The sequence below is a fragment of the Sphingobacterium paludis genome (genome assembly GCF_004364125.1).
Lineage (GTDB): Bacteria > Bacteroidota > Bacteroidia > Sphingobacteriales > Sphingobacteriaceae > Sphingobacterium > Sphingobacterium paludis.
Genome location: NZ_SNZV01000006.1, coordinates 260,177 through 282,330, shown reverse-complemented (window position 1 = coordinate 282,330; position 22,154 = coordinate 260,177). Strand labels below are relative to the sequence as shown.

Annotated in this window: 23 protein-coding genes; 13 read left to right on the top strand and 10 right to left on the bottom strand. The window is 45.0% G+C overall.

The annotated features are described in order from the left end of the window. Positions 1-27 precede the first annotated feature (27 nt). Complete coding sequence (locus B0I21_RS13585) at positions 28-666, top strand: hypothetical protein (RefSeq protein WP_133641026.1); 639 nt, start codon at positions 28-30, stop codon at positions 664-666. Positions 667-720: 54 nt separating this feature from the next. On the opposite strand, the gene B0I21_RS20180 is transcribed toward B0I21_RS13585, so the two are convergent. Next, positions 721-858 carry a hypothetical protein gene (locus tag B0I21_RS20180; protein ID WP_166637853.1) on the bottom strand — a complete coding sequence of 46 codons (138 nt, stop codon included), beginning with the start codon at positions 856-858 and terminating at the stop codon, positions 721-723. Between the two features lie 264 nt (positions 859-1,122). On the opposite strand from B0I21_RS20180, the gene B0I21_RS13580 reads away from it, so the two are divergent. From B0I21_RS13580 to B0I21_RS13565, 4 genes are read left to right on the top strand one after another with little or no spacing between them, the layout of a single operon-like run. Beyond that, positions 1,123-2,010 (top strand): hypothetical protein, encoded by an 888-nt coding sequence (locus B0I21_RS13580; RefSeq protein ID WP_133641025.1) that lies wholly within the window; start codon positions 1,123-1,125, stop codon positions 2,008-2,010. A gap of 26 nt (positions 2,011-2,036) precedes the next feature. Then, positions 2,037-2,849 carry an alpha/beta hydrolase gene (locus B0I21_RS13575; RefSeq protein ID WP_133641024.1) on the top strand — a complete coding sequence of 271 codons (813 nt, stop codon included), beginning with the start codon at positions 2,037-2,039 and terminating at the stop codon, positions 2,847-2,849. Between the two features lie 10 nt (positions 2,850-2,859). After that, positions 2,860-5,175 (top strand): TonB-dependent receptor, encoded by a 2,316-nt coding sequence (locus tag B0I21_RS13570; protein ID WP_133641023.1) that lies wholly within the window; start codon positions 2,860-2,862, stop codon positions 5,173-5,175. A gap of 11 nt (positions 5,176-5,186) precedes the next feature. Continuing rightward, positions 5,187-5,987: a DUF4249 domain-containing protein gene (locus tag B0I21_RS13565; protein ID WP_133641022.1), complete on the top strand. Its 801-nt coding sequence runs from the start codon at positions 5,187-5,189 to the stop codon at positions 5,985-5,987. 11 nt (positions 5,988-5,998) lie between these two features. On the opposite strand, the gene B0I21_RS13560 is transcribed toward B0I21_RS13565, so the two are convergent. Next, positions 5,999-6,613 carry a polysaccharide deacetylase family protein gene (locus B0I21_RS13560; protein WP_133641021.1) on the bottom strand — a complete coding sequence of 205 codons (615 nt, stop codon included), beginning with the start codon at positions 6,611-6,613 and terminating at the stop codon, positions 5,999-6,001. A 58-nt stretch (positions 6,614-6,671) separates the two neighbouring features. On the opposite strand from B0I21_RS13560, the gene B0I21_RS13555 reads away from it, so the two are divergent. Genes B0I21_RS13555 through B0I21_RS13540 form a run of 4 tightly spaced genes read left to right on the top strand, consistent with a single transcriptional unit; the run spans position 6,672 to position 10,833 of the window. Beyond that, positions 6,672-8,036 (top strand): TolC family protein, encoded by a 1,365-nt coding sequence (locus B0I21_RS13555; protein WP_133641020.1) that lies wholly within the window; start codon positions 6,672-6,674, stop codon positions 8,034-8,036. Between the two features lie 12 nt (positions 8,037-8,048). Beyond that, entirely contained in the window at positions 8,049-9,368 is a 1,320-nt protein-coding gene (locus tag B0I21_RS13550) for an efflux RND transporter periplasmic adaptor subunit (RefSeq protein WP_133641019.1), read from the top strand. Positions 9,369-9,395: 27 nt separating this feature from the next. Then, positions 9,396-10,295, top strand: coding sequence for a helix-hairpin-helix domain-containing protein (locus tag B0I21_RS13545; RefSeq protein ID WP_133641018.1), 900 nt, complete (start codon positions 9,396-9,398; stop codon positions 10,293-10,295). A 7-nt stretch (positions 10,296-10,302) separates the two neighbouring features. Next, positions 10,303-10,833, top strand: a complete 531-nt coding sequence (locus tag B0I21_RS13540) for an adenine phosphoribosyltransferase (protein WP_133641017.1) — start codon at positions 10,303-10,305, stop codon at positions 10,831-10,833. 103 nt (positions 10,834-10,936) lie between these two features. Here the strand turns inward: B0I21_RS13540 and B0I21_RS13535 are convergent, their stop codons facing one another. Together B0I21_RS13535 and gpmI are read right to left on the bottom strand one after the other, a co-directional pair. Next, the gene (locus B0I21_RS13535; protein ID WP_133641016.1) at positions 10,937-11,500 is read right to left on the bottom strand and encodes a hypothetical protein; all 564 of its coding nucleotides are present in this window, start codon (positions 11,498-11,500) and stop codon (positions 10,937-10,939) included. After that, positions 11,487-13,022 carry a 2,3-bisphosphoglycerate-independent phosphoglycerate mutase gene (gene gpmI / locus B0I21_RS13530; protein WP_133641015.1) on the bottom strand — a complete coding sequence of 512 codons (1,536 nt, stop codon included), beginning with the start codon at positions 13,020-13,022 and terminating at the stop codon, positions 11,487-11,489. The genes B0I21_RS13535 and gpmI overlap by 14 nt, the downstream gene beginning before the upstream one ends. A 165-nt stretch (positions 13,023-13,187) precedes the next feature. On the opposite strand from gpmI, the gene B0I21_RS13525 reads away from it, so the two are divergent. The 4 genes from B0I21_RS13525 to B0I21_RS13510 all read left to right on the top strand — a co-directional run bounded on the left by B0I21_RS13525 (position 13,188) and on the right by B0I21_RS13510 (position 16,045). Then, entirely contained in the window at positions 13,188-13,583 is a 396-nt protein-coding gene (locus B0I21_RS13525) for a DUF4783 domain-containing protein (RefSeq protein ID WP_133641014.1), read from the top strand. 82 nt (positions 13,584-13,665) lie between these two features. After that, on the top strand, positions 13,666-14,520 hold the full coding sequence (gene nadC, locus B0I21_RS13520; RefSeq protein ID WP_133641013.1) for a carboxylating nicotinate-nucleotide diphosphorylase: 855 nt from the start codon (positions 13,666-13,668) through the stop codon (positions 14,518-14,520). Between the two features lie 26 nt (positions 14,521-14,546). Continuing rightward, a complete protein-coding gene (gene plsY, locus B0I21_RS13515; protein ID WP_133641012.1) occupies positions 14,547-15,194 on the top strand; it encodes a glycerol-3-phosphate 1-O-acyltransferase PlsY in 648 nt (215 codons plus the stop codon). Positions 15,195-15,241: 47 nt separating this feature from the next. After that, positions 15,242-16,045 carry a M48 family metallopeptidase gene (locus B0I21_RS13510; RefSeq protein ID WP_133641011.1) on the top strand — a complete coding sequence of 268 codons (804 nt, stop codon included), beginning with the start codon at positions 15,242-15,244 and terminating at the stop codon, positions 16,043-16,045. 85 nt (positions 16,046-16,130) lie between these two features. On the opposite strand, the gene B0I21_RS13505 is transcribed toward B0I21_RS13510, so the two are convergent. The 6 genes from B0I21_RS13505 to B0I21_RS13480 all read right to left on the bottom strand — a co-directional run bounded on the left by B0I21_RS13505 (position 16,131) and on the right by B0I21_RS13480 (position 22,149). Beyond that, complete coding sequence (locus B0I21_RS13505; protein WP_133641010.1) at positions 16,131-17,810, bottom strand: DNA polymerase/3'-5' exonuclease PolX; 1,680 nt, start codon at positions 17,808-17,810, stop codon at positions 16,131-16,133. 5 nt (positions 17,811-17,815) lie between these two features. Further along, positions 17,816-19,129: an NAD(P)/FAD-dependent oxidoreductase gene (locus B0I21_RS13500; RefSeq protein WP_133641009.1), complete on the bottom strand. Its 1,314-nt coding sequence runs from the start codon at positions 19,127-19,129 to the stop codon at positions 17,816-17,818. Between the two features lie 173 nt (positions 19,130-19,302). Further along, positions 19,303-19,632 (bottom strand): 2Fe-2S iron-sulfur cluster-binding protein, encoded by a 330-nt coding sequence (locus tag B0I21_RS13495; RefSeq protein WP_133641008.1) that lies wholly within the window; start codon positions 19,630-19,632, stop codon positions 19,303-19,305. Positions 19,633-19,634: 2 nt separating this feature from the next. Next, positions 19,635-20,639, bottom strand: coding sequence for an NAD(P)/FAD-dependent oxidoreductase (locus B0I21_RS13490; protein WP_133641007.1), 1,005 nt, complete (start codon positions 20,637-20,639; stop codon positions 19,635-19,637). Next, complete coding sequence (locus tag B0I21_RS13485; protein ID WP_133641006.1) at positions 20,636-21,076, bottom strand: MarR family winged helix-turn-helix transcriptional regulator; 441 nt, start codon at positions 21,074-21,076, stop codon at positions 20,636-20,638. Before B0I21_RS13485 ends, B0I21_RS13490 begins: the two co-directional genes overlap by 4 nt. Before the next feature lie 77 nt (positions 21,077-21,153). Continuing rightward, a complete protein-coding gene (locus tag B0I21_RS13480; RefSeq protein ID WP_133641005.1) occupies positions 21,154-22,149 on the bottom strand; it encodes an acyl-ACP desaturase in 996 nt (331 codons plus the stop codon). Positions 22,150-22,154 lie beyond the last annotated feature (5 nt).

Below are 22,154 nucleotides of genomic sequence, written 5' to 3'. Positions count from 1 at the left end.
TTGTTATTTATAAAAAAGGCTTAAGGCATGAAAAGAATATACAGTTACGCAGCGGTTGTCGCGGTACTATCTATCGTTTCCATGGGCTGCGGAAACCAATCCGGCAACGATACAAAGAAAGAAGGAACGGCTTCGGCAAAAACTGAACTCGGGAAGATGGTTAACACGGATACGGAAAATCCTTCGGTTTATTTTTACCTCGGAGATACCCAAGAGACGGATTCCTCTATGCTGTATACCGCCAAATCGCTGTATGAAAATGATACGGTAGGGATGCAGATTGAAGTATCAAAAAATATTCAGGCTGGCGTAAGCGCAGATGGAAATCCAGACGAAAAGGAAGGCTTCAAAAAAGGGGTTATTACATTTTCTTCGTTAGGGAAGGAATCTGATGCTTTTGTACAGGCTTTAGGTAAGGTCTATGGAAAGCCAGCTGAAGGCACTATGACAACAATGCCCATCGCGCCATTGGTTTTTTCATCAAACAAACAAGCCGTAGACCTTGCTAAGAATGGTACCTATTCTTTCAAGCTGTTTATGGAAAATAAGGCCGGTGCAGAGGCCGAAGTCTTCGCTATTCTGGATCTTTACCGTCGTTTATTTGAATTGAAAGCTCGCGATACTACCCAATTTGAGCGTGTATTATCCGCATTTCAAGATAAATAGCCGCGCGGTGATGCAAGATGTAAACAAAGTCGACACCAAGAATGGGTCGACTTTTTAGTTGGAGTTTTCTGGCTCCTTTTGCTCGGCTGTGCTTTCGCTTACCGTATAGGTAGGCGAGGACTCTTCCGAAAAACAGTAACTAGACAGCGCTAAAGCGAAACCAGCAACTAACGAAATAATGAATTTTGGCATGATGTGATGAATATGTGCTGTTTATTTTAGACGTGAAGTTATAGGGATGGAGGGTGCATATAAAGTCTCTTTAGGCCAGTAATCCCTATCCATCGGCAAAAGAGCCATTTTTCTCGGTAAGCGAATGCTCAATGCGTTTACGATACAAACCTTTGTTACGTTTACGTTAATACCCTATTACCTTTTAACATCTCTTTCCTAAATTTTTCAAACAAGGTCAGCTCTTACATGCGAACTCCGAGAGTTTTTAATTATCTTCATCGCATGATTAATCGTTTTTTGAGCATCGTTTTCTTTTGCATCATTACGTTGTCTGTTCTGGGACAGGATCAGATGGTACATCGGGAGGTTTTAGGAAAGATTAAAGACAGTAGATTGAATGAATTATCCGGTATTGTCGCCTCTCGAAAAATGCCGAATATGTTCTGGACACATAATGACAGCGGTGATAGTGCTCGCATTTTTTTGATCGATAGCCAAGCCAAGTTGCGTTGTATAGTTTCGTTGGAAGGTGTAGATGCTGTCGATGTGGAAGATATCGCCTGGTATGAGCAGGATGGAAAATCGTACTTGTTGCTCGCTGATATCGGCGACAATCGCGGGGTACGCCAAGACATCCAACTGTATCATTTCGAAGAGCCGGCATGCCGTGAGGGCGAGGCCTATGTCACTATTCCGCAACAGGCAATCAAGCGCATAAACATGCGGTACGAAGATAAGGCCCGTGACGCCGAAGCATTGTTTGTGGATCCAACGGATAAGAAAGCGTACTTGATCGCTAAGCGCGACCTGCGGGTAGGCGTTTACCCGATCGATTTTCAACATGCACCCTCGGGTAGCAGCCTAAGCTTGAAGCGCAGCTTAACCCTACCCATGACGTTTATTACGGCGGCCGATATATCAACGGATGGGAGCCATATTATTATTAAAAATATCGGGCAGGTGTTTCTTTGGCAACGAACAAAAGGCATGTCTATTCACGAAACTCTCGTTCAGCCACCTCGCTCGCTATATTATCGGCCCGAGCCCCAAGGAGAGGCCATATGCTTTGGCGCCAACGATTACGTTTTCTACACGGTTAGCGAGCGCCCGCTTGGGCTAGAAGCATACCTATACCGCTATCAAATGCAGACCTCACCCTCGTTACACTAAATGTTACTCACACTTAAATCGTACTTATGAAGTCTATTCTTTTCCTAGTCGCAACCTTCTTCATCTGCTCAACGCTTGATGCTGCGCAGGTCGATACGTTATCCGTATTTAGCAAACGGATGGACAAGAACATTAAAACGGTGGTGATCCTGCCGGAAGGCAATAAGCCGACCTCGACTTTATATCTGCTGCATGGCTATTCCGGAAACTACGCAAACTGGGTCAACAATGTGCCGCATATTAAGGATTTGGTAGATCGTTATGGCTATGTAGTGGTTTGTCCAGACGGCGGCTTCGACAGCTGGTACTGGGACACGGCGGATAAAGAGTATCAATACGAAACGTTTATTACCACCGAGTTGATTCCGTTTGTAGAAGCCAAATATGGTATAGCGAGCGAACGAACAAATCGCGGAATTACCGGCTTGAGTATGGGCGGGCATGGTGCACTTTATCTTGCTTTTCGGCATCAGGATCTTTTTGCGTTTGCAGGAAGTACATCGGGCGGTGTAGACATTCGGCCGTTCCCCAATAACTGGAATATTAAGGGGCGCATCGGGGCTTATCATGATCATGAAAAAGCGTGGAATGAACATACCGTCATGGAATTAACCAACCTTATCGAACCCGGCAATCTACAGCTGTTTATTGATTGTGGTACAGAAGATTTTTTCTTTGGCGTGAATAACAAGCTGCATGAAAAGTTAAGTTACCTGAATGTACCCCATCACTACCTGACGCTACCGGGTAAGCACGACTGGAAGTATTGGTCGCGATCTATAGATTACCAGATGGCCTTTTTTAATCAGTGTTTTCAAGCTACATCTAAGACAAAATAAGTTGGGAGGGATGATCAAAATAGTTCTAGCTGCGATGGGGCTCCTGTGCAGCATGCAGGTTTTCGCACAGCAATTTGTCGTGAGTGGTGTGCTGCGTGATAGCAATACCGGCGAGACCTTGATAGGAGCGGTTGTTTCCGTAGAAAACGGCGAACCGGCAACAAGTACGAATGCGTACGGATTTTACTCCTTAACGTTACCAGCGGGTAAACATCGGCTATTGCTAAGCTATGTGGGCTATAAGACGCGCGTCGAAGAGCTGGATCTGTCTAGTAGTAAGCGCCTCAATGCCGAACTTACCCCCCTTGATAACGTACTGGACGAAGTGGTGGTTTCAGCAAAGCGAAAAGATGGTAACGTGCGCGATGCACAGATGGGTGCGTTTAACATGACCATGGAGGAAATAAAAAATGTCCCCGTGCTATTCGGGGAGAAAGACTTACTGAAAACCATACAGCTGTTACCGGGCGTACAAAGTGGTGGCGAGGGTACGTCTAACTTTTACGTCCGAGGAGGTGGATCTGATCAAAACCTTATTCTGCTCGATGAAGCTACCGTGTATAACGCATCGCACTTGTTAGGCTTTTTCTCGACCTTCAATTCTGATGCTATCAAGGATGTCCAATTGTACAAGGGCGGTATTCCCGCGCAATATGGGGGACGCATCTCTTCGGTATTGGATATTTCTATGATGGATGGAAATCAAAAGCGATTCTCCACGGAGGGCGGCATTGGCCTAATTGCTTCCCGGCTAAAAGTAGAAGCCCCCATCGTGAAAGACAAAAGCTCCTTCATGCTTAGCGGAAGAAGAACGTATGCCGACATGTTTCTTAAATTATCGAATGACGAGGATGTCAAGCAAAGTAAGCTCTACTTTTATGATTTAAACGCCAAGCTCAATTTTAAGTTGAACGATCGCAACACCTTATACCTTTCTGGTTATTTCGGAAAGGATGATCTTGGTTACTCGGATCTGTTTAGTTTTGATTGGGGGAATACTACCGCTACTGTGCGCTGGAACCATATCTTTAACGATAAACTATTTAGTAATACCTCGTTAATCTACAGTGACTTTACTTACAACGTTAATGTATCTAGCGATGATACGGATTTTAGCATTGCTTCCAAGATTCGCAATTTTGACCTTAAACAAGATTTTTCTTATTACGCACGATCAAATAGCACCTTGCGTTTTGGTCTTAATGTGCTGCGGCAATCGATTCATCCGGCAGCGTTAAATGCGTCGGAAAGCTCGAATGTCAATTCTATAGTCGTTGATACGCGGCAGGGCATTGATATCTCCGGATATGTGTCCCACGAATGGAAACCTTCCGACCGTCTATCGTTGATCTATGGTGTCCGGTTAAACGACTTCATGGTTATGGGGCCTGGAACGTTTTACGATTTTGATACCGATGGGGAATCTACCGGTGAGGCGGAATATGGCAATCAGGTCGTGAAACACTACCTCAATATTGAACCGCGGCTCTCTGCGAGTTTCCTGCTTGATGAGCGAAGCAGCGTGAAGGCATCGTATAACCGTATAGCACAAAACCTACACCAGCTTACTAACACGACATCGAGCTTGCCGACGGATCAATACGTGGTAAGTAGCTTGAATATAAAACCTCAAATTGCCAATCAGGCGGCGGTAGGTTATTTTCGGAATTTCTTGGATAATGGCTACGAGTTTTCGATGGAAGCGTACTACAAATACATGCAAAATCAAATCGATTTTAGAAATGGTGCAGATTTGCAGGCAAACCGTTTATTAGAAGGCGAGTTGCTCTTTGGGATTGGTCGCGCGTATGGACTCGAGTGGTATTTTCGGAAGAATGTAGGCAAGCTGAATGGTTGGATCAGCTACACCCTAGCAAAAAGCGAACGCAAATTTGCAGAGATCGATAATGGCAATTGGTTTAGCGCACGGCAAGACCGCACGCATGACTTATCGGTTGTTGGGATGTATGAATTATCGAAAAGCTGGACCTTAGGTGCCACATTTGTTTTCAATACCGGAAATGCGGTTACTTTTCCAAGTGGCAAGTATGAGGTGGATGGAAAATCCATGTTTTATTACACGGAACGTAACGGCTATCGTATGCCGAACTATCATCGCCTAGATCTATCGGCTACATACGAACCGAACAAAACGCATAAGCGATTTAATTCGAGCTGGACCTTCGGTGTTTACAATGCCTACAACCGACGTAATGCCTACATCATTGACTTCCGAGATAGTGAAACAACGCCCAACGCAACCGAGGCCTATCAAGTTGCACTTTTTGGAATTATCCCGTCGGTTACGTGGAACTTTAAATTTTAGATCAAGAAAAGATGAAAATATACCTTTATCGCTATATAATAGCCCTTTGCACCCTCTTCGCCTCTTGCGAGGAGGTTATTGATATTGATCTTAACGAGGCCGATCCACGGGTGGTGATTGAGGCGCAAATATCCGACTTGGGAGCTGAGCAGCGTATTCGGGTATCAAAAACAGTGGCATTTACCGAATCCATTAACTCCCGGCCCGTAGAGGGCGCCGCAGTACGTATTACCGATAACCGGGGGCGGGTATTCGAATTCAGCTATGAGGAAAATGGGTACTATGTAAACCGAAGCTTTCGACCTGTGGCCAGCCGCAGTTATGATCTCCTGGTGGATGTGGAAGGGGAGCGGTATGAAGCCTCGTGCGTGATGCCTCCTTATGTTGAGGTTGATTCGGTAGGCGTATTGGAAGAAACGGTTTTTGGCGATAACTATTATTTTGCAACCTTTAAGTTTCAGGATCCCGCCAATGTGGCAAATTATTACAAGTATGACCTGTCCATCAATAATGCCGCTTTTCGCTTTGCAAGTACCTTCAGCGATAAATTTAACGATGGACTTTACGTAACCCACCAAGTATCCGATCTGAATACAGATATGGCTCCCGGCGATAGCATCGTGGTGCGCCGGTATTGCGTGGATAGGAGGGTGTATGAATATTGGAACGAATTTCAGTCTACGAACCCTGGAACTGCGGCCCCGGGAAACCCCACATCCAACATCTCGAATAATGCGCTTGGCTATTTTTCCGTTGCTTCCGTGAAAGAATTTGGTCTTCGCATACCCGTGGGCATACTTCCAGAGGATTAGACGTGCTGCTGCTATGCGGTCAGTTTTTCAAAAGAAAACCCCTTCTTCAGTAAATATTCGATCACCCGGGGGAGTGCATAGGTGACACGCGGGATGGCTTTGAGGTTGTCGTGAAAAACAATTATTGATCCATTTTTGCTATGTCGAACAACGTTTTGATAACATTTTTCAGGAGGCAATGTTTGGTCAAAATCACCCGAGAGTACATCCCAAAACACCACTTCAAATTTTGGATAAAGCTGCTTGAGTTGCGATTTTTTGGCCCGTGCATAGGGAGGGCGAAATAGCGATGCTTTCGTTAGCTGTTGGCACTGTTCCACATTCCGTAAGTAATGCTCTTCTTCTGTTTCCCAACCTTTTAAATGATTGTGTGTGTGATTTCCAATAGCATGTCCCTCCGCAAGTAGTCGTTCAAAAATATCGCGATGTTTTATGATGTTTTCGCCCACACAGAAAAAAGTTGCTTTAATGTTGTGCTTTTTGAGCGTGTCCAAAATAAATGGTGTGACTTCTGGAATGGGTCCGTCATCAAACGTCAGGTATATTTTCTTTTCCTTTCGAGACCTGTTGAAGGTCACTTGAGGATAAAACCAGCGCAAAAAAAACGGTGCATTGACAAAATACATATTGATAATCTCAGATTTTTGTACCAAATTTAGGAATCATTTACACTTAAATTACGAAATGATACGAAAATTATCATCCGCTATCTTTCTTTGGCTGATTCTGTTCTGTAACGGGGCGCTAAGCGTTCGCGCGCAAGTGAGCTTGCAACAGGCTATCCAGACTATGCTCGAGCGTAATATGCAGATTCGCCAAGCGCAATTCGGTTATGATATCAGCGAACAGAATTTAATACAATCGAAAAAAGAGCTTTATCCGAGTCTATCTTTTGGTGCTGATAATACCAATATATATGGATTAACTTTTGACCAAACATCCGGGCAGTTGATTCAGGGCGACGCGTGGACAAGCTATGCGAATGCGCAAGTTATTTCTAGCGTAGAGATTTTCAGAGGTTTTCAAAAAGTGAACCAGATACGGGCTAACAAAATTCAGCTGGCTATCGATGCCTCCGAGGTAGATAAAGTGAAAAACGACCTGACACTATCTGTGATCACTAATTATTTGGAAGCTATTACGAACCATGAGCTTTATGAAGCAGCAAAACAGCAGGTACGCTTGTCCAGTGAACAATTGAGACAAGACAGTATCCAGTTTGCAGTGGGAAACAAAACGATAGCTGATATATCACAGTCTGAAAACCAAGTGGCTACAGATGAACTGAGTATCATGACATCCGAAAATGCCTATGAGCTTTCGATGCTCAATCTCAAGCAACTGATGGAGATGTCGCCCGATACCACATTTGAACTAGAAAAGCCCAATATTGCCGAAATCATGGCTGAATACGCGGTATTATCCTTCGACGATGTATTTCAAAAGGCGCTAAAGACACAACCAAACATTGAACAAGCTGGCTACAACATTGCCTTGGCAAAGAAAAATATCGATATCGCTAAAGGAGGATATTACCCCACGTTAAGTTTATCTGGCTCCTACGGAACAAATTATTCATCGCGGGCACTTACGGCTGGAGAGTTGCCTGGAACATTCGTTTTAAGGCCTTTTTTCGACCAAGTGGATGCAAATAAATCTTTTCGTGGGGGAATAGGCCTGACCGTACCCATATTTAATAATGGTAGAATTAAAGCCGACATAAACCGAGCGAAACTGAGCTATCTGCAGGCGCAAACAGCGGATGCAATCGAGCGTAGAAACCTGGAAAGGACTATTGGTCAAGCCATTTTAGATCTTAAGTTTGCGAATAAGCAATATTTTACGTCGCAGGTCGCCTTTAACACATCGCGCGTGGCATTCGAGGCTATCAAGGAGCGGTATGATGTCGGGATGGCAAATTCTATCGAGATGTTTACGGCGCAGACAAATATGAACAGAGCTGAATTTGATATGATCCGCAGAAAATATGAAATGGTTTTCCGTGGTAAAGTGATTGATTATTACATCGGCAATCCAATTACATTCTAACCCTAATTATCCATGACAAAAAAGAAAAGTAAACTTCCTACACTATTGACCTTCTCTGCGGTAGCGATCCTTATTATCGTTATAGCGGGCAGTACGTTAGGTTGGTTTGGCGACGGTGCTGCCCAGCCAGTGGCTGTAGATGCTGTTGTCGAAAAAACAATATCTGAGCTCGTTTCAGCAAGTGGAAAGGTGCAACCCGAGTTTGAAGTGAAGTTAAGTTCGGAAGTATCAGGAGAGATTATAGAGTTAAATGTTCGGGAAGGTGATGTTGTGAAAAAAGGACAGGTGCTGTGCCGGGTGAGGCCAGACCTGTTACAATCTGGTTACGATCAAGTCGCCGCTATGGTTAGCCAACAACAAGCCAACCTCGCGGTATCTCAGCAGGTGCTCAAGCAGCAAGAAGCTAACTTTGTGAATACCGAAGCAACGTATAAGCGAAGCTTGGAGCTGTTCAATAAACGCGTGATATCGGCGTCGGAGATGGATAAGGCGCGGGCTGACTACGAAGGTGCAAGTGCAACGCTGGAGTCTCAACGTCAGCAGGTGGTTGCTGCACGTTTTGGCGTAAACCAATCGCAAGCGCAGCTACAAGAGGCAGGGAATAGCTTGTCGCGTACGACCATTTATGCACCTGCAGATGGCATCATTTCGCTTCTTTCCATCGAATTGGGCGAGCGCGTAGTGGGAACAGCGCAGATGGCCGGAACCGAAATCATGCGGATCGCCAATATGGCAACCATGGAAGTGAATGTGGAAGTGAACGAAAATGACATTAACAGGGTGCGGGTAGGTAACACCGCTAGCATAGAAGTGGACGCCTTCCAGGGGCGCAAATTTAAAGGAGAAGTGACCGAGATCTCCAGCTCGTCGACCTCAACAGGGGCGACAGCGACAACGACCAGTACGGCAGAACAAGTAACGAACTTTAACGTCAAGGTGCGCATTGAACCCGCATCGTACGCAGATTTGCGAAACGAACATAACGAAAGTGCCTCGCCTTTCAAGCCGGGCCTGTCCGCCACGGTGCAGATACACACGAAGTCGGATAAAGGGCTTATTGTACCGATTCAAGCCGTGACTGTGCGGGCCGATAAGAATGGTGCAGATTCTACCAGCAATGCGGAAGAAGTAAAGGAATACGTTTTTGTCTTGCAGGGAGAAACCGTGAAAATGGTCGAGGTAAAAACAGGAATACAAGATGATAGTAACATCATCGTGAAAGCGGGCCTGAAAGCTGGGGAAGAGGTAGTTTCTAGGCCGTTCAACGCCATCTCCAAAATTTTACAGGATGGGACAAAAGTAAAAAAAGTGACCGCAAATGAACTGAAGTGATACACCTACAGGGCGTAATGATGACGTATGAAAAAACTAAGCGCATTCTTCCGTTTAACGCATAATGAACGCCGGGGTTTTCTGGTTTTGTTACTCCTTGTTGTCCTGGTTTACTATACGCCATTTCTCTACCGTTACTTATTTTATAATGCAAATCCAGCTGAACCTTTAATCTCGTGGGTAGATGCCGATCCGCAAGGCTTGTCGATCTCTCCTTCGGAAGATTTGCAAAGGCCGGAGCAAGGGCGAGACGTTGCCAGCAAATCTTTTACGCTCACGCCCTTTAACCCGAATAATCTTCCTGATTCCCAATGGCGGGCGATGGGTTTTTCGGATAAGCAAATTCGAGTCATCAAAAATTATGAAAGTAAAGGTGGACGCTTTTATAAGGCCGAAGATGTGCGGAAGATGTATTCGATATCGGCGGCGGAATTCCAGCGGATAGCTCCGTTTCTGCGTTTTGACGTGCTGGATGCTCCACAGCGCCCGGCAGCTTCTTCATCGCCTCCGAAAGCCACCGTAGCACGTACGGTCGTCGATATCAATAGCGCGGATTCTGCTGCTCTTGTCGCTCTACCGGGCATAGGTCCTGTATTATCCACCCGAATGATTAAATACCGCAATAGTCTCGGAGGTTTCCATAGCTTACAGCAGCTTCAAGAGGTTTATGGATTGCCCGCCGAAACGCTAGAGAAGCTCAAGGGCTTGCTATCCGTCGGCGGCAACGGCGTTCAGCAGCTAGCTGTAAATTTGGCGACAGAAACAGAGCTGGCCGCCCATCCCTATATTAGCAAGCGCCATGCGAGCCGTATCATTCGCTACAGAGGCCAGCACGGCCCATTTACATCACTGGAAGATCTTGCGCAAATTTATACGCTGGATAGCGTTTTTTTGCGTAAAATTGAACCGTATTTAAAATTCAATTGAAAACAGTATGGTAATAGATGAACTGAAGGCAGTGATTCGGGATATTCCAGATTTCCCCAAACCTGGAATAGTTTTTAAAGATATTACTCCCGTTTTACAAAATCAGGAACTTTGCACGGCAATCGTAGAAGAATTCGTCGATCGTTTAAACGGATTGGAAATAGACGCCATTGCGGGGGTGGAGAGCCGAGGGTTCCTATTCGGGATGATGTTGGCAAACAAATTAAACATCCCTTTCATTCCGATCCGCAAGCAAGGTAAGCTTCCTTCCAAAACCATTGGCGAATCGTATAAGTTGGAGTACGGACAGGCCACGATTGAAATGCATGAAGATGCCTTTACGGCGGGGAGTCGCATTTTAATTCATGACGACTTATTGGCGACAGGCGGCACCGTTGTTGCGGCCTCCAAGCTTATTGAAAAATTGGAAGGTGTGGTTGTTGGCTATGCGTTTGTCATCAGCTTGGACTTTTTACAAAGCCTGGGTAGGTTGACCCGCTTCAGTGATAACATTATTGCGCTTGCCAGATACGAGTAGGTTGGTAGGGATTGTAAGGGCAGGATAATCGCCTGCAAAAACCTGGAGAAAGGGCAGTATTCTTTACATGAAGAAGATTGCTCTCTCTCTCTGGGTCGTCCGCTTAATGGACAAAGGCGCTTTCAATTTGATATTGCCTATCGCCCAACAGTAAAACGGATTGACTTTTGTTTAAACTGTATGCGCTATCCGCCTGGTATTTCAGTACTTCTTTTGTTTGGTACAGCGAATTTTTAATGGTGCGTTCAATAACAAAAGCCTTTGGCTTATTCTCTGACGTAAAGGTAATTTCTACTTTCGATATGTCTATTTTCGGGTCGGTGGCTGTGTATACAATTTTGTTGGCCGTACTATCCTTTTTCAACAAGCCTGAATAGGCCGGCTTGTTCAGGTCAACCGTCGAAAAGCTTGCCAGCTCATCTGTCCAATTGCTGATCTTTAGTGTTTTGCTTTCCGAAAGGCTATCTTTTACCACCGTTTTGTTGACTGTTGGGAGGGATTGATTCAAGCGCGCAATCTCCGCTTTAAAGTAGCCGGGGATATCAAACCTTGTATCTTGCTTTCGCGCAGCAGAAGGCGGCGTCTCTGCGCACGAAAAGAACAAAGCAGCAAGGGCACTGGCCATTGCTGCTTTATACGGAGTTAAATCTCTTTTATACCAAGACATTTCCAGTCATTTCTGAAGGGATCGTAGCCCCAAGTAAGCGTAATACGGTAGGCGCTATATCGCCAAGTTTACCATCCTTAATATGCGTATACGTATCGTCTATTAACACACAAGGTACTAGGTTTGTGGTATGCGCTGTATTCGGTGTGCCGTCATCATTGACCATGAATTCTGAGTTGCCATGGTCTGCCAAGATGATAAACGAGTAGCCGTTTGCTAAGCCTACTTCGACGACCTTTTTCGTGCAGCTATCTACTGTTTCCACAGCCTGTACAACGGCTTCAAAAACCCCGGTATGTCCAACCATATCGGGATTTGCAAAGTTCAGACAAATAAAGTCGGGTTTATTTTCTGTGATATCCTTGCAAATAGCTTCTGTGATACCGAATGCGCTCATCTCGGGCTGCAAATCGTAGGTGGCTACTTTCGGTGAAGGGATTAGCAAGCGACGTTCCCCAGCGAACTCATCTTCCCGCCCGCCCGAAAAGAAGAACGTTACGTGCGGATATTTTTCGGTCTCTGCAATACGCACCTGCGTTTTTTGCTGATCACTCAGGGCCTCGCCCAAGGTATTGGTTAAATTATCTTTTTGGAAAACTACATGTACATTCTTAAACGTATCGTCATAGGATGTCATGGTCACGTAATAGAGCGGTAGTGGCGTCATGTCGTACGCTGGGAAAGCTTCCTGCGTAAGCGCAATCGTGATCTCGCGACCGCGATCCGTCCGGAAGTTGAAACAGAAAACAACATCACCTTCCTCAACTTTAGCTACCGGTTGTCCAGCATCATCGACCACTACGATCGGCTTTATAAACTCATCGGTTACACCATCGGCATAGGAGTCTTCGATAGCCTGCTGCAGGTTATTTGTGGATGTTCCAACCGCTTTTGTCAATAAATCGTAGGCTTCCTTTACACGTTCCCATCTATTATCTCTATCCATAGCATAATAGCGGCCTATTGCAGAAGCAATTTGACCTGTCGAGTGGGTGAGGTGTGCCTCTAGATCACGGACATAACCTAGCCCGCCGTTTGGATCGGTATCACGCCCGTCCATAAAAGCGTGAATAAATACTTGATCATTTTTCAGATTGGCCTGTTGCGCGGCATCACACAACGCTTTTACATGGGTAATGTGTGCGTGGACTCCGCCGTCGGAGAGTAAACCGATGAAATGCACCTTCTTGTTATTCGATTTAGCATAATCAAACGCCTGTTGAATCACGGTGTTCTCATTAAACACGCCGTCGGCTGCTGCTTTGTTGATGCGTCCTAATTCTTGATACACCACGCGGCCAGCTCCAAGATTCATATGCCCCACTTCGGAGTTTCCCATTTGCCCAGCAGGAAGCCCTACAGCCTCACCCGAGGCTTCGACCTTGGCGTGCGGATAGGTGCTTAACAAGTGATCTAAAAACGGGGTTTTTGCGGCACGCACCGCATTTGAACTATCGTCTTTGCCATATCCTAAACCATCCAGGATTAATAGCGCTACTCTTTTGTTTTCTGAATTACTCACACGCAAATATATCCATTTATGGAAAAATATCTAAATTTCAATGCGTTATTTGTGTAAAATTGCGCACCGGCTACCTATCGTAATTGGCATAATTTTGGCACTGTAAGTCTTGAACAAAACGATAATATATTAAATGCGTGTAAAAAAGGGTTAGTATTGAAGAAGATGAAGCGAACTTTGACCGTTATTTTGTGTTGCGTATCCTTATTGGTACACGCCTCTGCCCCTTGGTTTGTTGGCTTTGACGAGCTCGTGGAAGAGGTAGCTTCCGCATTGAAGGTTGGCCATGCGAAGAAATTGAGCAACACCTTTGCAAATAGCTTGACCCTATCGGTAAAAAGGGAGGATGGCACCTACACAAAATTTCAAGCGGAGCTCTTGCTGGAAGATTTTTTTCGATCCAATAAAGTCGAACACCTCAAAGAGCTGCAGCGCGTCAATAACTCATCAAATTCATACATTGTTTTCTCTTTAAAAACAAACAAGTCTACGTATCGGGTGTTTATAAAGCTTTCCAATAATAACAAGCAATTCCAAGTTGTGGAAATGCGAATCGAATAGCTAGCTTGTCGTAAAAAATAGCTTAATATTTTATAATAAAATTTATTTTGAGCATCTTCGCTTAAATATTTACATAGGATACATGGCAGTTGAGTTGGATAAACTTAAAAAATTTGTTGAGTTAGCGCTGGAAGAAGATGTTAAGGGGGGTGATTATACGTCATTATCAACCATATCGGAGCGGGCGCAAGGTGATGCGAAGCTTTTGGTTAAGGATGCGGGCGTTTTGGCGGGAGTGGCGGTTGCAGAGGAAATTTTTCGTTTGATTGATCCGACCTTGTCGGTAGACGTGCGGCTTCATGATGGGCAGGCGGTTCAGCCAGGCGACATTGCCTTCTATGTTCACGGAAGTATTCACAGTATTTTAAAAGCCGAACGATTGGTATTAAACGTGATGCAGCGCATGTCGGGCATTGCTACACGCACCAAAGAATATAGCCAGCAACTAGAGGGCACAGATGCCCAGGTGCTGGATACTCGGAAAACGACACCATTATTGCGCTTTTTGGAGAAAGATGCGGTATTGATCGGTGGAGGGGCGAACCACCGCTTTGGCCTTTATGATATGATCCTGATCAAGGATAACCATGTAGACTATGCTGGAGGCATCAGTCAAGCGATACAGAAAGCACATGCATACCGTACGGAAAACAACTTGGATGTAGCGATCGAGATAGAAGTACGTAACTTTGCTGAGCTTGAGGAGGTCTTGGCAAATGAAGCGGTGGATAGGGTGATGTTTGATAATTTTACAGCCGATGATGTGCGTAAAGCGGTGGAGCTCGTTAACGGACGACTAGTCACCGAAGCATCTGGCGGGATAACCCTGGCAACCATTGCCGACTACGGCCGAGCTGGCGTCGACTATATATCGGTGGGGGCGCTAACACACTCTGTTAAAAGCATGGATTTAAGCTTGAAAGCTACAGTTCTATAATGGTTATTCAGAAGGTATAAACATATATGATTTCAATATATTTAGTGGGGATAGTCATATTAGCTTATCTTTTTGGATCTATCCCTTCGGCAGTTTGGTTTGGCGGTGCTTTTTACGGAGTTGATGTAAGGGAATATGGTAGCGGGAATGCCGGTGCAACAAACACCTTCCGCGTTCTCGGTAAAAAAGCCGGCTCTATCGTTATGTTTGTCGATATTTTAAAGGGCTGGACAGCAACAAACCTGCCTCATTTACTCGATTCCACGATCGTTGGTATTCCGAATTCTGTGCAGTTCGTAAATTTTCAATTAGCCTTAGGTGTGATAGCCGTGCTAGGGCATCTCTTTCCTATTTTTGCCGGATTTAGAGGGGGGAAGGGCGTAGCTACCCTTTTCGGGATGGTTATTGCTATACATCCGCCTGCAGCGCTGTGTTGTGTGAGTGTTTTTTTGCTAACGCTTTTGATCACGCACTACGTTTCTTTAGGTTCTATATTAGCTGGTTTTACTTTCCCATTCACGGTTGCTTTCATCTTTCAAACCTCTGTTCCCGCGGTGGTGCTGTATGGTATTGCTATTTGCGCGTTGATTCTTGTGACCCATCAAAAAAACATCGAAAGACTATTAAAGGGGCATGAGTCTAAAATTTATTTGTTCAAGAAACGCAAGGGTTAGGCGTTTAGGCATAGGATTTGCAACATTATGCCAAAAGCAATTTAACCATGAAAAAGATTTTTAGATATACGGCGTTGGCGTTGTTAGCTGCGACATTAGCGTCTTGTTCTACAGTACCCGTTTCCGGGCGCAGACAGCTTTCCTTAGTAAGCGATGACCAAATCCAACAGCAGGCCTCGGTCGCCTACAAGGAGTTTTTAAATGCATCATCGACTAAAGTCATCACTGGAACATCCAGCGCGGCTCAGGTAAAGAATGTGGGGAATAAAATCGCGGCAGCGGTTAATCAATATCTGGCTAGTCAAGGCTTGGCACAGCAGTATAATTTCAATTGGGAATTTAATTTGGTGGAAAGTTCCGACGTGAACGCGTGGTGTATGCCGGGCGGTAAGGTTGCGGTTTACACAGGTATTTTGCCTTTCACGGCAAATGAAGCAGGTTTGGCGACCGTTATGGGACATGAAATTGCGCACGCTATTGCACGCCATTCTATGGAGCAGATGTCAAATCAGTATGCCGTGCAGGTGGGCGCGCAAGTTCTTGGTGTAGCCACTGCGGGAAAGAATACGCTGATCCAGGGATTGGTTAACAACGCGTATGGTATTGGCGGGCAATTGGCCATGTTGAAATATTCGCGCAGTAACGAGTCGGAGGCAGATCAACTGGGTTTGGTGTTTATGGCGATGGCGGGATACAACCCGGAAAGCGCGGTTGCCTTTTGGGAACGGATGGCTTCTGCGAAAGCGGCAAATTCCACACCGGAATTTTTGAGTACCCACCCCAGTGATGCACGCCGTATCAATGATATTCAAAAATTAATTCCTAAAGCTATGCAGTATTACAAGAAGTAATAGGATATAACAGTATAAAAAAGTCGGAAACATATTCATGTTTCCGACTTTTTTATGGGCGCTTATCGACTCGAACAAGCCTGGTCTATTTCGTATTGTTTTTTCTACGATTACTAAAATAGGTTTCGATTTCATCTTTCGTTAAGGCATTCAAACAATGCGGGGCAGAAAGACCACCTTTTCTGGCCGCATAAATGCCATAATGCATGTCTAGTAAGCCTTCGGTGCGATGGGCATCCGGGTTGACTGACAGGATAACCCCTTTTTCCAATGCATATTGTTGCCAGCGCCAGTCTAAGTCCAAACGGAGTGGATTGGCATTAATTTCAATGACGACAGCATGCGCAGCACACGCATCAATTACTTTTTTAAAATCGAGCGGATAACCGGCCCGGCTCAGAAGCAAACGCCCAGTGGGATGGCCCAACATAGTGGTATAAGGGTTTTCGATTGCTTTTATAAGACGTTGCGTCGCTTTTTCCTCATCCATGCGCAGGTTACTGTGTACCGACGCAACAACAAAATCAAATTGTTGCAGAATTTCGTCTGGATAATCCAACGATCCATCAGCAAGAATATCCGACTCAATGCCTTTAAAAATCTTAAATGGGGCTAATTGCTCGTTAAGGAGGTCGATCTCTTTCCATTGTTCGGCCAAACGTTCGATGCTTAGCCCATTTGCATAGACGGCAGTTTTCGAATGGTCGCATATGCCGAGGTATTCCAATCCAAGTTGATCTTTACAATAGCTAGCCATTTGCGCTAGCGAATGGACGCCATCGCTGTAGGTAGAGTGGTTATGCAACGTGCCTTTCAGGTCAGCAAAATTTATAAGTTCTGGCAGTTTATCTTCCTTCGCCCACTGTACTTCCCGCAACCCTTCCCGCAGTTCGGGTGCAATATACTTTAAGCCCAACGCTTGGTAGATTTCTGTTTCTGTCTGGCCGTTGGGTAATGGATCCTGCAACGCTTTAAGCTGCTGCAGATGTGCGTCGCTACCCGTACTTATCAAAAGGTCAATCGCAAATTCCTTTGCAGACGTGAAAAGTAATTGGTATTTGCCGGCGTATACATCGGTAAACTGTATGGAAGCATCAAATTGTTCTAGCAGCGTATAGCTGTCGTCGTTTGCCAACATTTGGGCAACTTCCGCGATCGGTGCGCTGGTCAATATATCAACGCTGGAGATGATTTCGCATTTACGCCTAAATTCACCTGTGAAGGTATGCATGGCGTCTGGAAATGTCGTGGCTAAACGTTGCATAAACGGCATGGCTACCTTTTCTGCTTTTGCATAAAGAAAAAGGCCCTGCGCTGCATTGGCAAATTCAATCGCCTTTCTAATCTCCTCTTGCGTCTTCAAACCAAAGCCCTTGGCTTCTACCAATCTGTTTTCATTGCAAGCATATAACAATTCTCCCACAGTTTCTATACCCAGATCATGCCAGATAATCTGTATCTTTTTTGGCCCTAATCCCTTTATGGACAGCATCTCCATAATCCCGGTCGGGGTTTTAGCGATCAGTTTGTCAAGCTCAGGGAAAGAGCCATTATGGATCAATGACAATACTTTGTCTGCTGTGCTTTTTCCAATGCCCGGCTGCTCGCTAAGTTCTTCTAAGCTAGCGTCTACGGCGGGGAAGGGGAGCTTATCAATTTTGAAGGAAGCAGACGCCATCGCTTTGGTTCGAAACGGATTTTCGTTGAACAGCTCCATCAATTGGCTGCACAATTTAAATGCTTTGGCTATTGCTTTATTTTCCATGGTGATTAGTCTTGATAGGCCAGTTCTTCGTCTTTTTTAGCTTCCGGTCGCTGTGCTTTATTGATGATAAGGCGAATGCCGCTATTTTTAGTAAAAAACTTTATGGTCCAGTTTACAAAGGTGACCAATTTATTGCGGAAACCAAAGATAGAAAGTAAATGCACAAACATCCAAGTCATCCAGGCTAAAAATCCTTTCATATGAAAATTACCCATATCGACGACGGCGCGATTCCGGCCGACGGTGGCCATAGACCCCTTGTCGAAATAGCTGAAGTCTGGTGAGCCTTGCCCATTCATGCTATTTAAAATATGCTTGCTTACGTATTTTCCTTGCTGCTGGGCTGCGGGTGCTACGCCTGGCAAACCACGTGGTGTTTGCTCTGTAATCATGGCTGCAACATCGCCAATCGCGTAAACGCCGTCCATACCCTCAATGCGGCATTGGCCATCCGTTTTGATCCGATTTCCACGTTGGATGATTTCAGGGTGAATGCCTTCTGGAAATTGACCCATCACACCTGCTCCCCAAATAACGGTTCTTGTCGGGATACTCTCTCCGTTTGAAAGCGTGATTGTGTTGCCATCATATCCTGTCACCTGCGTGTTTAGCATAACTTTTACACCCAGTTCTTTAAGATAGCGCTCGGCATCTCTCGACGATTTTTCGGAAAGTGCACCTAAGATTTTTCCCATACCCTCGACAAGGTATACGGTCATTTCGCTTTTAGAAAGCTCTGGATAGTCTTTCTTTAGCATATGCAATTGAATCTCGGCAATGGCGCCGGATAGTTCGACGCCTGTGGGGCCGCCACCGACTACCACAAAGTTTAGGAATCGCTCCCTATCGTGCGCATTCTTACGCAATACCGCTTCTTCAAAATTTTGAAGCACATAGCTTCGTATGTTTAGCGCTTCATGGATGCTTTTCATCGGAAGCGCATATTTCTCCACTTGCTTGTTGCCGAAAAAGTTTGACGTGGCACCTGTCGCGATGATCAAATAGTCGTAGTCGTAATCCCCGACAGATGTTTTGACGATCTTTTGTTGGGAATTAATTTCTAACACTTCGGCCATTCTGAATCTGAAATTTTGCTGCGATTTAAACATCTTGCGGATGGGAAAAGAAATTGCATCGGCAGCCAGCGTACCTGTAGCAACTTGGTACATGAGGGGCTGGAACGTATGGAAATTGTTTCTATCGATTAATAAAACTTCAACTTCCTTGTCCTTGAACTGTTTGGCCGCCTCAACGCCTCCGAAACCACCGCCAATGATGATAACTCTCGGAAAACTTCTTTCAGAACGATCTAATAACATAATAAACTAATTTTGTTCCAATACTTGAGATAGGCCGTAAATATCCGCATAGTTTAGTTAGGATAATATGAACTTTTTCTCCTATTTATGTAAACTTGATGCTTACGCTACTATCTCTTCTCTACACGCAAAAATACGAAAACTTAGTGTGATTTGTACACTTTATAATAGGATCATTGCAATGCACCTTTTATGGCAAGTTTAAGGCCTTGATTTTTATTTCCTAAACGAAGCTGGCAGGCCAACCGGCTCTCGTCGCTGGCATCTGGCAACGTATCCAACATATCGAGTTCCTGATCAGACGGCTCATTAAGCAAATCCAAGCCTTCGGTAATCTGCACATGGCAGGTCGCACATAGTGCCATGCCGCCGCAGGTGGCCAGAATATCATACGCCGAAGCCTTTAGTATTTCCATTAAGCTTAGATTCACATCGGTCGGGATTTCAATATCCTGTACAGTACCGTCTCTGTCTTCAATCGTAATACTGATTATATTTTCCATAGCTAAAAAGCATTTACACCGTTTACGGTTGTGTATTTAAAACTTAGTTTTTGTTCCGGATATACATACTTGAACGCACTTTGACACATCAAGGCTGCTTCGTGATAACCCGATAATATCAGCTTTAGTTTCCCCGGATAGGTGTTGATATCGCCAATTGCGTAAATGCGTTCTATATTCGTGGAATAGTCAAACGTGTTTACTTCGATGGCATTTTTATCAATCGTCAATCCCCATTCTGCAATAGGACCTAATTTCGGACTTAACCCATAAAGCGGGATAAAGTGATCGGCAGGCGCAAAAACTTCTTCTTTCGCTTTGTTGATCAATCGAATCTGTTGCAGGGCAGAAGTACCCTCCAGAGCCATCAAGTTGTGTGACAGCAAGAGGTTTATTTTGCCCTGCTGTGCGAGTTCATAAACCTTCTCGGCAGAGTCTGGTGCACCGCGGAAAGAATCGCTGCGGTGGACGAGCGTAACCTGCTTGGCAACATTAGCAAGAAATACAGTCCAGTCGAGCGCAGAGTCCCCGCCACCAGCAATAACGATGGTTTTGTCGCGGAATTTTTCAGGATCTTTAACCATATAGTGCACATGTGCTTTTTCGAATAGAGACAGGTTGAAGACATCCGGTTTGCGCGGCTCAAAACAGCCCAGCCCGCCAGCGATCACAACAACCTGGCAGTGGATCGCCGTTCCATCTGAACCCGTAACGAGGTAAGAGCCATCCTCTTGTTTTTCCAGATGCTCCACGCGTTCGCCTAAACTAAACGTAGGTTTGAAAGGTGCGATCTGCAGCATCTGGTTGTCAATAAGTTCTTGCGCTTTTATCGTTGGATAGCCAGGGATATCGTAAATGGGCTTGTGCGGATATATCTCTGAAAGCTGCCCTCCAACTTGGGGCAATACATCAATCAAATGGCAGCGCATTTTTAAAAGGCCTGCTTCAAAAACCGCGAACAGGCCGACTGGTCCGGCGCCTATAATGCATATATCTGTCTGTATCATACTTGCTGATTTAAATTCGTATAAATGGTATTTAGTATCCGCGTGAAGTTTTCGAAATCATCCTCAGACAAATTTTCCCAAGCCTTCATGCGTATTTCCTTTACTGCAGGAGATAGTTCTTCGACCTTCTGTTTCCCTTCTGGCGTGAGTTTGAGCTGTAAGCAGCGCCTATCTTGCGGGTGTTCTACCCGCTGGGCGAGCCTTTTCTTGATAAGAATATCCACAATGCGCGTCAGCGTGGGCTGATCTTTTCCAGATTTCTCTGCGATCTCCTTTTGTGTCATAGCATCTTCCTTATATAAAATCTTTAGGATGCTCCATTGGTCGATAGTGACGTCGAAAGCACCTTGCGAAAATGAACTTTGTGCAAACTGTTTTACACGTCGCGCCGTTCGGTCCAAGATAAAAGAGTACTGGTTATATTTTTCCTTTAGCATATCAATTATTAGTGTGACAACTAATTTCGTAAAAAGTTTACTAACAAACAAAAAAGCTTGCGTTTTTAACGCAAGCCCTATCCGTGTATCCACTTAAATTTATATTGTATCTCGGGAACTTTGATCCGATCTGCAAGTCGTGTTAGGCGATCTGGTAGTTTCATCAGGTAATCCCGTGCTTTTTCACCTTTTTCATTGAGTCCACCGACCTTATCAATTTGCCAATCCTGGTTTAAGGTGTTCAAGATTTCCACGTAATCCAGCGCAGTGTACACTTCTAGGCGTTGGGCCGCATCCGAGAAATGCGCGAAGGCTTCACCCTGCGGCTCGCCGGCCTCTCGCATGAAGTGTGCAGGCATGACTATTTTTTTACGCATCATATCTTCAAAAGCAATCATAACTTCGCTTGGATCGACGACTAAGGCATGCGAGATGAAAGACATATAGGCTTTCGCATGTCTAGCCTCATCCGCTGCGATAACACCGCACATTTTTGCCAATAGCTTATCTCCAGATTTTTTCGAGATACCGGCCACACGTCTATGCGAAACATTGGTGGCTAGCTCCTGAAAAGAAGTGTATATAAAGTTTCGGTAAGGATCCGCACCCGTGCCGATATCAAACCCATCCTGGATAAGGTATTGGGTAGACATTTCAAACTGACGCATGTCAATACGGCCAGATAAGTACAGGTATTTGTTTAACAAGTCACCATGGCGATTTTCCTCTGCAGTCCATGCTCTAACCCACTTCATCCATCCGCCTTGTTCATTCTTTTCCACGTCTTCTACCATGGTCAACCAAGATTCGTAGGTCGGTAAAGCCTCTTCGGTAATCGTATCACCTATTAATACAGCCACCAAGTCGTAAGGCAGTTCTTTCGCACTTTCTTGCAGATCTCTCACCTCTTCGAAAAACGTATCGCGTGAAGAATCAGGCAAAAAATCTGCCGGTTGCCACATCTCTTCGACAGGCTTGAGGTAGTCGCTCATTTCGTTTAACATGAACGGTTCTAAATAAGCCATGACCTCTTTTCTCGATCCCTCTGGTATATTTAATGGTAATTCTTGCATATATG

What these genes read in the sequence shown, in the direction of transcription:
- B0I21_RS13585 (WP_133641026.1), top strand. Translation starts at nt 28, where the DNA reads ATGAAAAGAATATACAGTTACGCAGCGGTTGTCGCGGTACTATCTATC.
- B0I21_RS20180 (WP_166637853.1), bottom strand. Translation starts at nt 858, where the DNA reads ATGCCAAAATTCATTATTTCGTTAGTTGCTGGTTTCGCTTTAGCGCTG.
- B0I21_RS13580 (WP_133641025.1), top strand. Translation starts at nt 1,123, where the DNA reads ATGATTAATCGTTTTTTGAGCATCGTTTTCTTTTGCATCATTACGTTG.
- B0I21_RS13575 (WP_133641024.1), top strand. Translation starts at nt 2,037, where the DNA reads ATGAAGTCTATTCTTTTCCTAGTCGCAACCTTCTTCATCTGCTCAACG.
- B0I21_RS13570 (WP_133641023.1), top strand. Translation starts at nt 2,860, where the DNA reads ATGATCAAAATAGTTCTAGCTGCGATGGGGCTCCTGTGCAGCATGCAG.
- B0I21_RS13565 (WP_133641022.1), top strand. Translation starts at nt 5,187, where the DNA reads ATGAAAATATACCTTTATCGCTATATAATAGCCCTTTGCACCCTCTTC.
- B0I21_RS13560 (WP_133641021.1), bottom strand. Translation starts at nt 6,613, where the DNA reads ATGTATTTTGTCAATGCACCGTTTTTTTTGCGCTGGTTTTATCCTCAA.
- B0I21_RS13555 (WP_133641020.1), top strand. Translation starts at nt 6,672, where the DNA reads ATGATACGAAAATTATCATCCGCTATCTTTCTTTGGCTGATTCTGTTC.
- B0I21_RS13550 (WP_133641019.1), top strand. Translation starts at nt 8,049, where the DNA reads ATGACAAAAAAGAAAAGTAAACTTCCTACACTATTGACCTTCTCTGCG.
- B0I21_RS13545 (WP_133641018.1), top strand. Translation starts at nt 9,396, where the DNA reads ATGAAAAAACTAAGCGCATTCTTCCGTTTAACGCATAATGAACGCCGG.
- B0I21_RS13540 (WP_133641017.1), top strand. Translation starts at nt 10,303, where the DNA reads ATGGTAATAGATGAACTGAAGGCAGTGATTCGGGATATTCCAGATTTC.
- B0I21_RS13535 (WP_133641016.1), bottom strand. Translation starts at nt 11,500, where the DNA reads ATGTCTTGGTATAAAAGAGATTTAACTCCGTATAAAGCAGCAATGGCC.
- B0I21_RS13525 (WP_133641014.1), top strand. Translation starts at nt 13,188, where the DNA reads ATGAAGCGAACTTTGACCGTTATTTTGTGTTGCGTATCCTTATTGGTA.
- nadC (WP_133641013.1), top strand. Translation starts at nt 13,666, where the DNA reads ATGGCAGTTGAGTTGGATAAACTTAAAAAATTTGTTGAGTTAGCGCTG.
- plsY (WP_133641012.1), top strand. Translation starts at nt 14,547, where the DNA reads ATGATTTCAATATATTTAGTGGGGATAGTCATATTAGCTTATCTTTTT.
- B0I21_RS13510 (WP_133641011.1), top strand. Translation starts at nt 15,242, where the DNA reads ATGAAAAAGATTTTTAGATATACGGCGTTGGCGTTGTTAGCTGCGACA.
- B0I21_RS13505 (WP_133641010.1), bottom strand. Translation starts at nt 17,810, where the DNA reads ATGGAAAATAAAGCAATAGCCAAAGCATTTAAATTGTGCAGCCAATTG.
- B0I21_RS13500 (WP_133641009.1), bottom strand. Translation starts at nt 19,129, where the DNA reads ATGTTATTAGATCGTTCTGAAAGAAGTTTTCCGAGAGTTATCATCATT.
- B0I21_RS13495 (WP_133641008.1), bottom strand. Translation starts at nt 19,632, where the DNA reads ATGGAAAATATAATCAGTATTACGATTGAAGACAGAGACGGTACTGTA.
- B0I21_RS13490 (WP_133641007.1), bottom strand. Translation starts at nt 20,639, where the DNA reads ATGATACAGACAGATATATGCATTATAGGCGCCGGACCAGTCGGCCTG.
- B0I21_RS13485 (WP_133641006.1), bottom strand. Translation starts at nt 21,076, where the DNA reads ATGCTAAAGGAAAAATATAACCAGTACTCTTTTATCTTGGACCGAACG.
- B0I21_RS13480 (WP_133641005.1), bottom strand. Translation starts at nt 22,149, where the DNA reads ATGCAAGAATTACCATTAAATATACCAGAGGGATCGAGAAAAGAGGTC.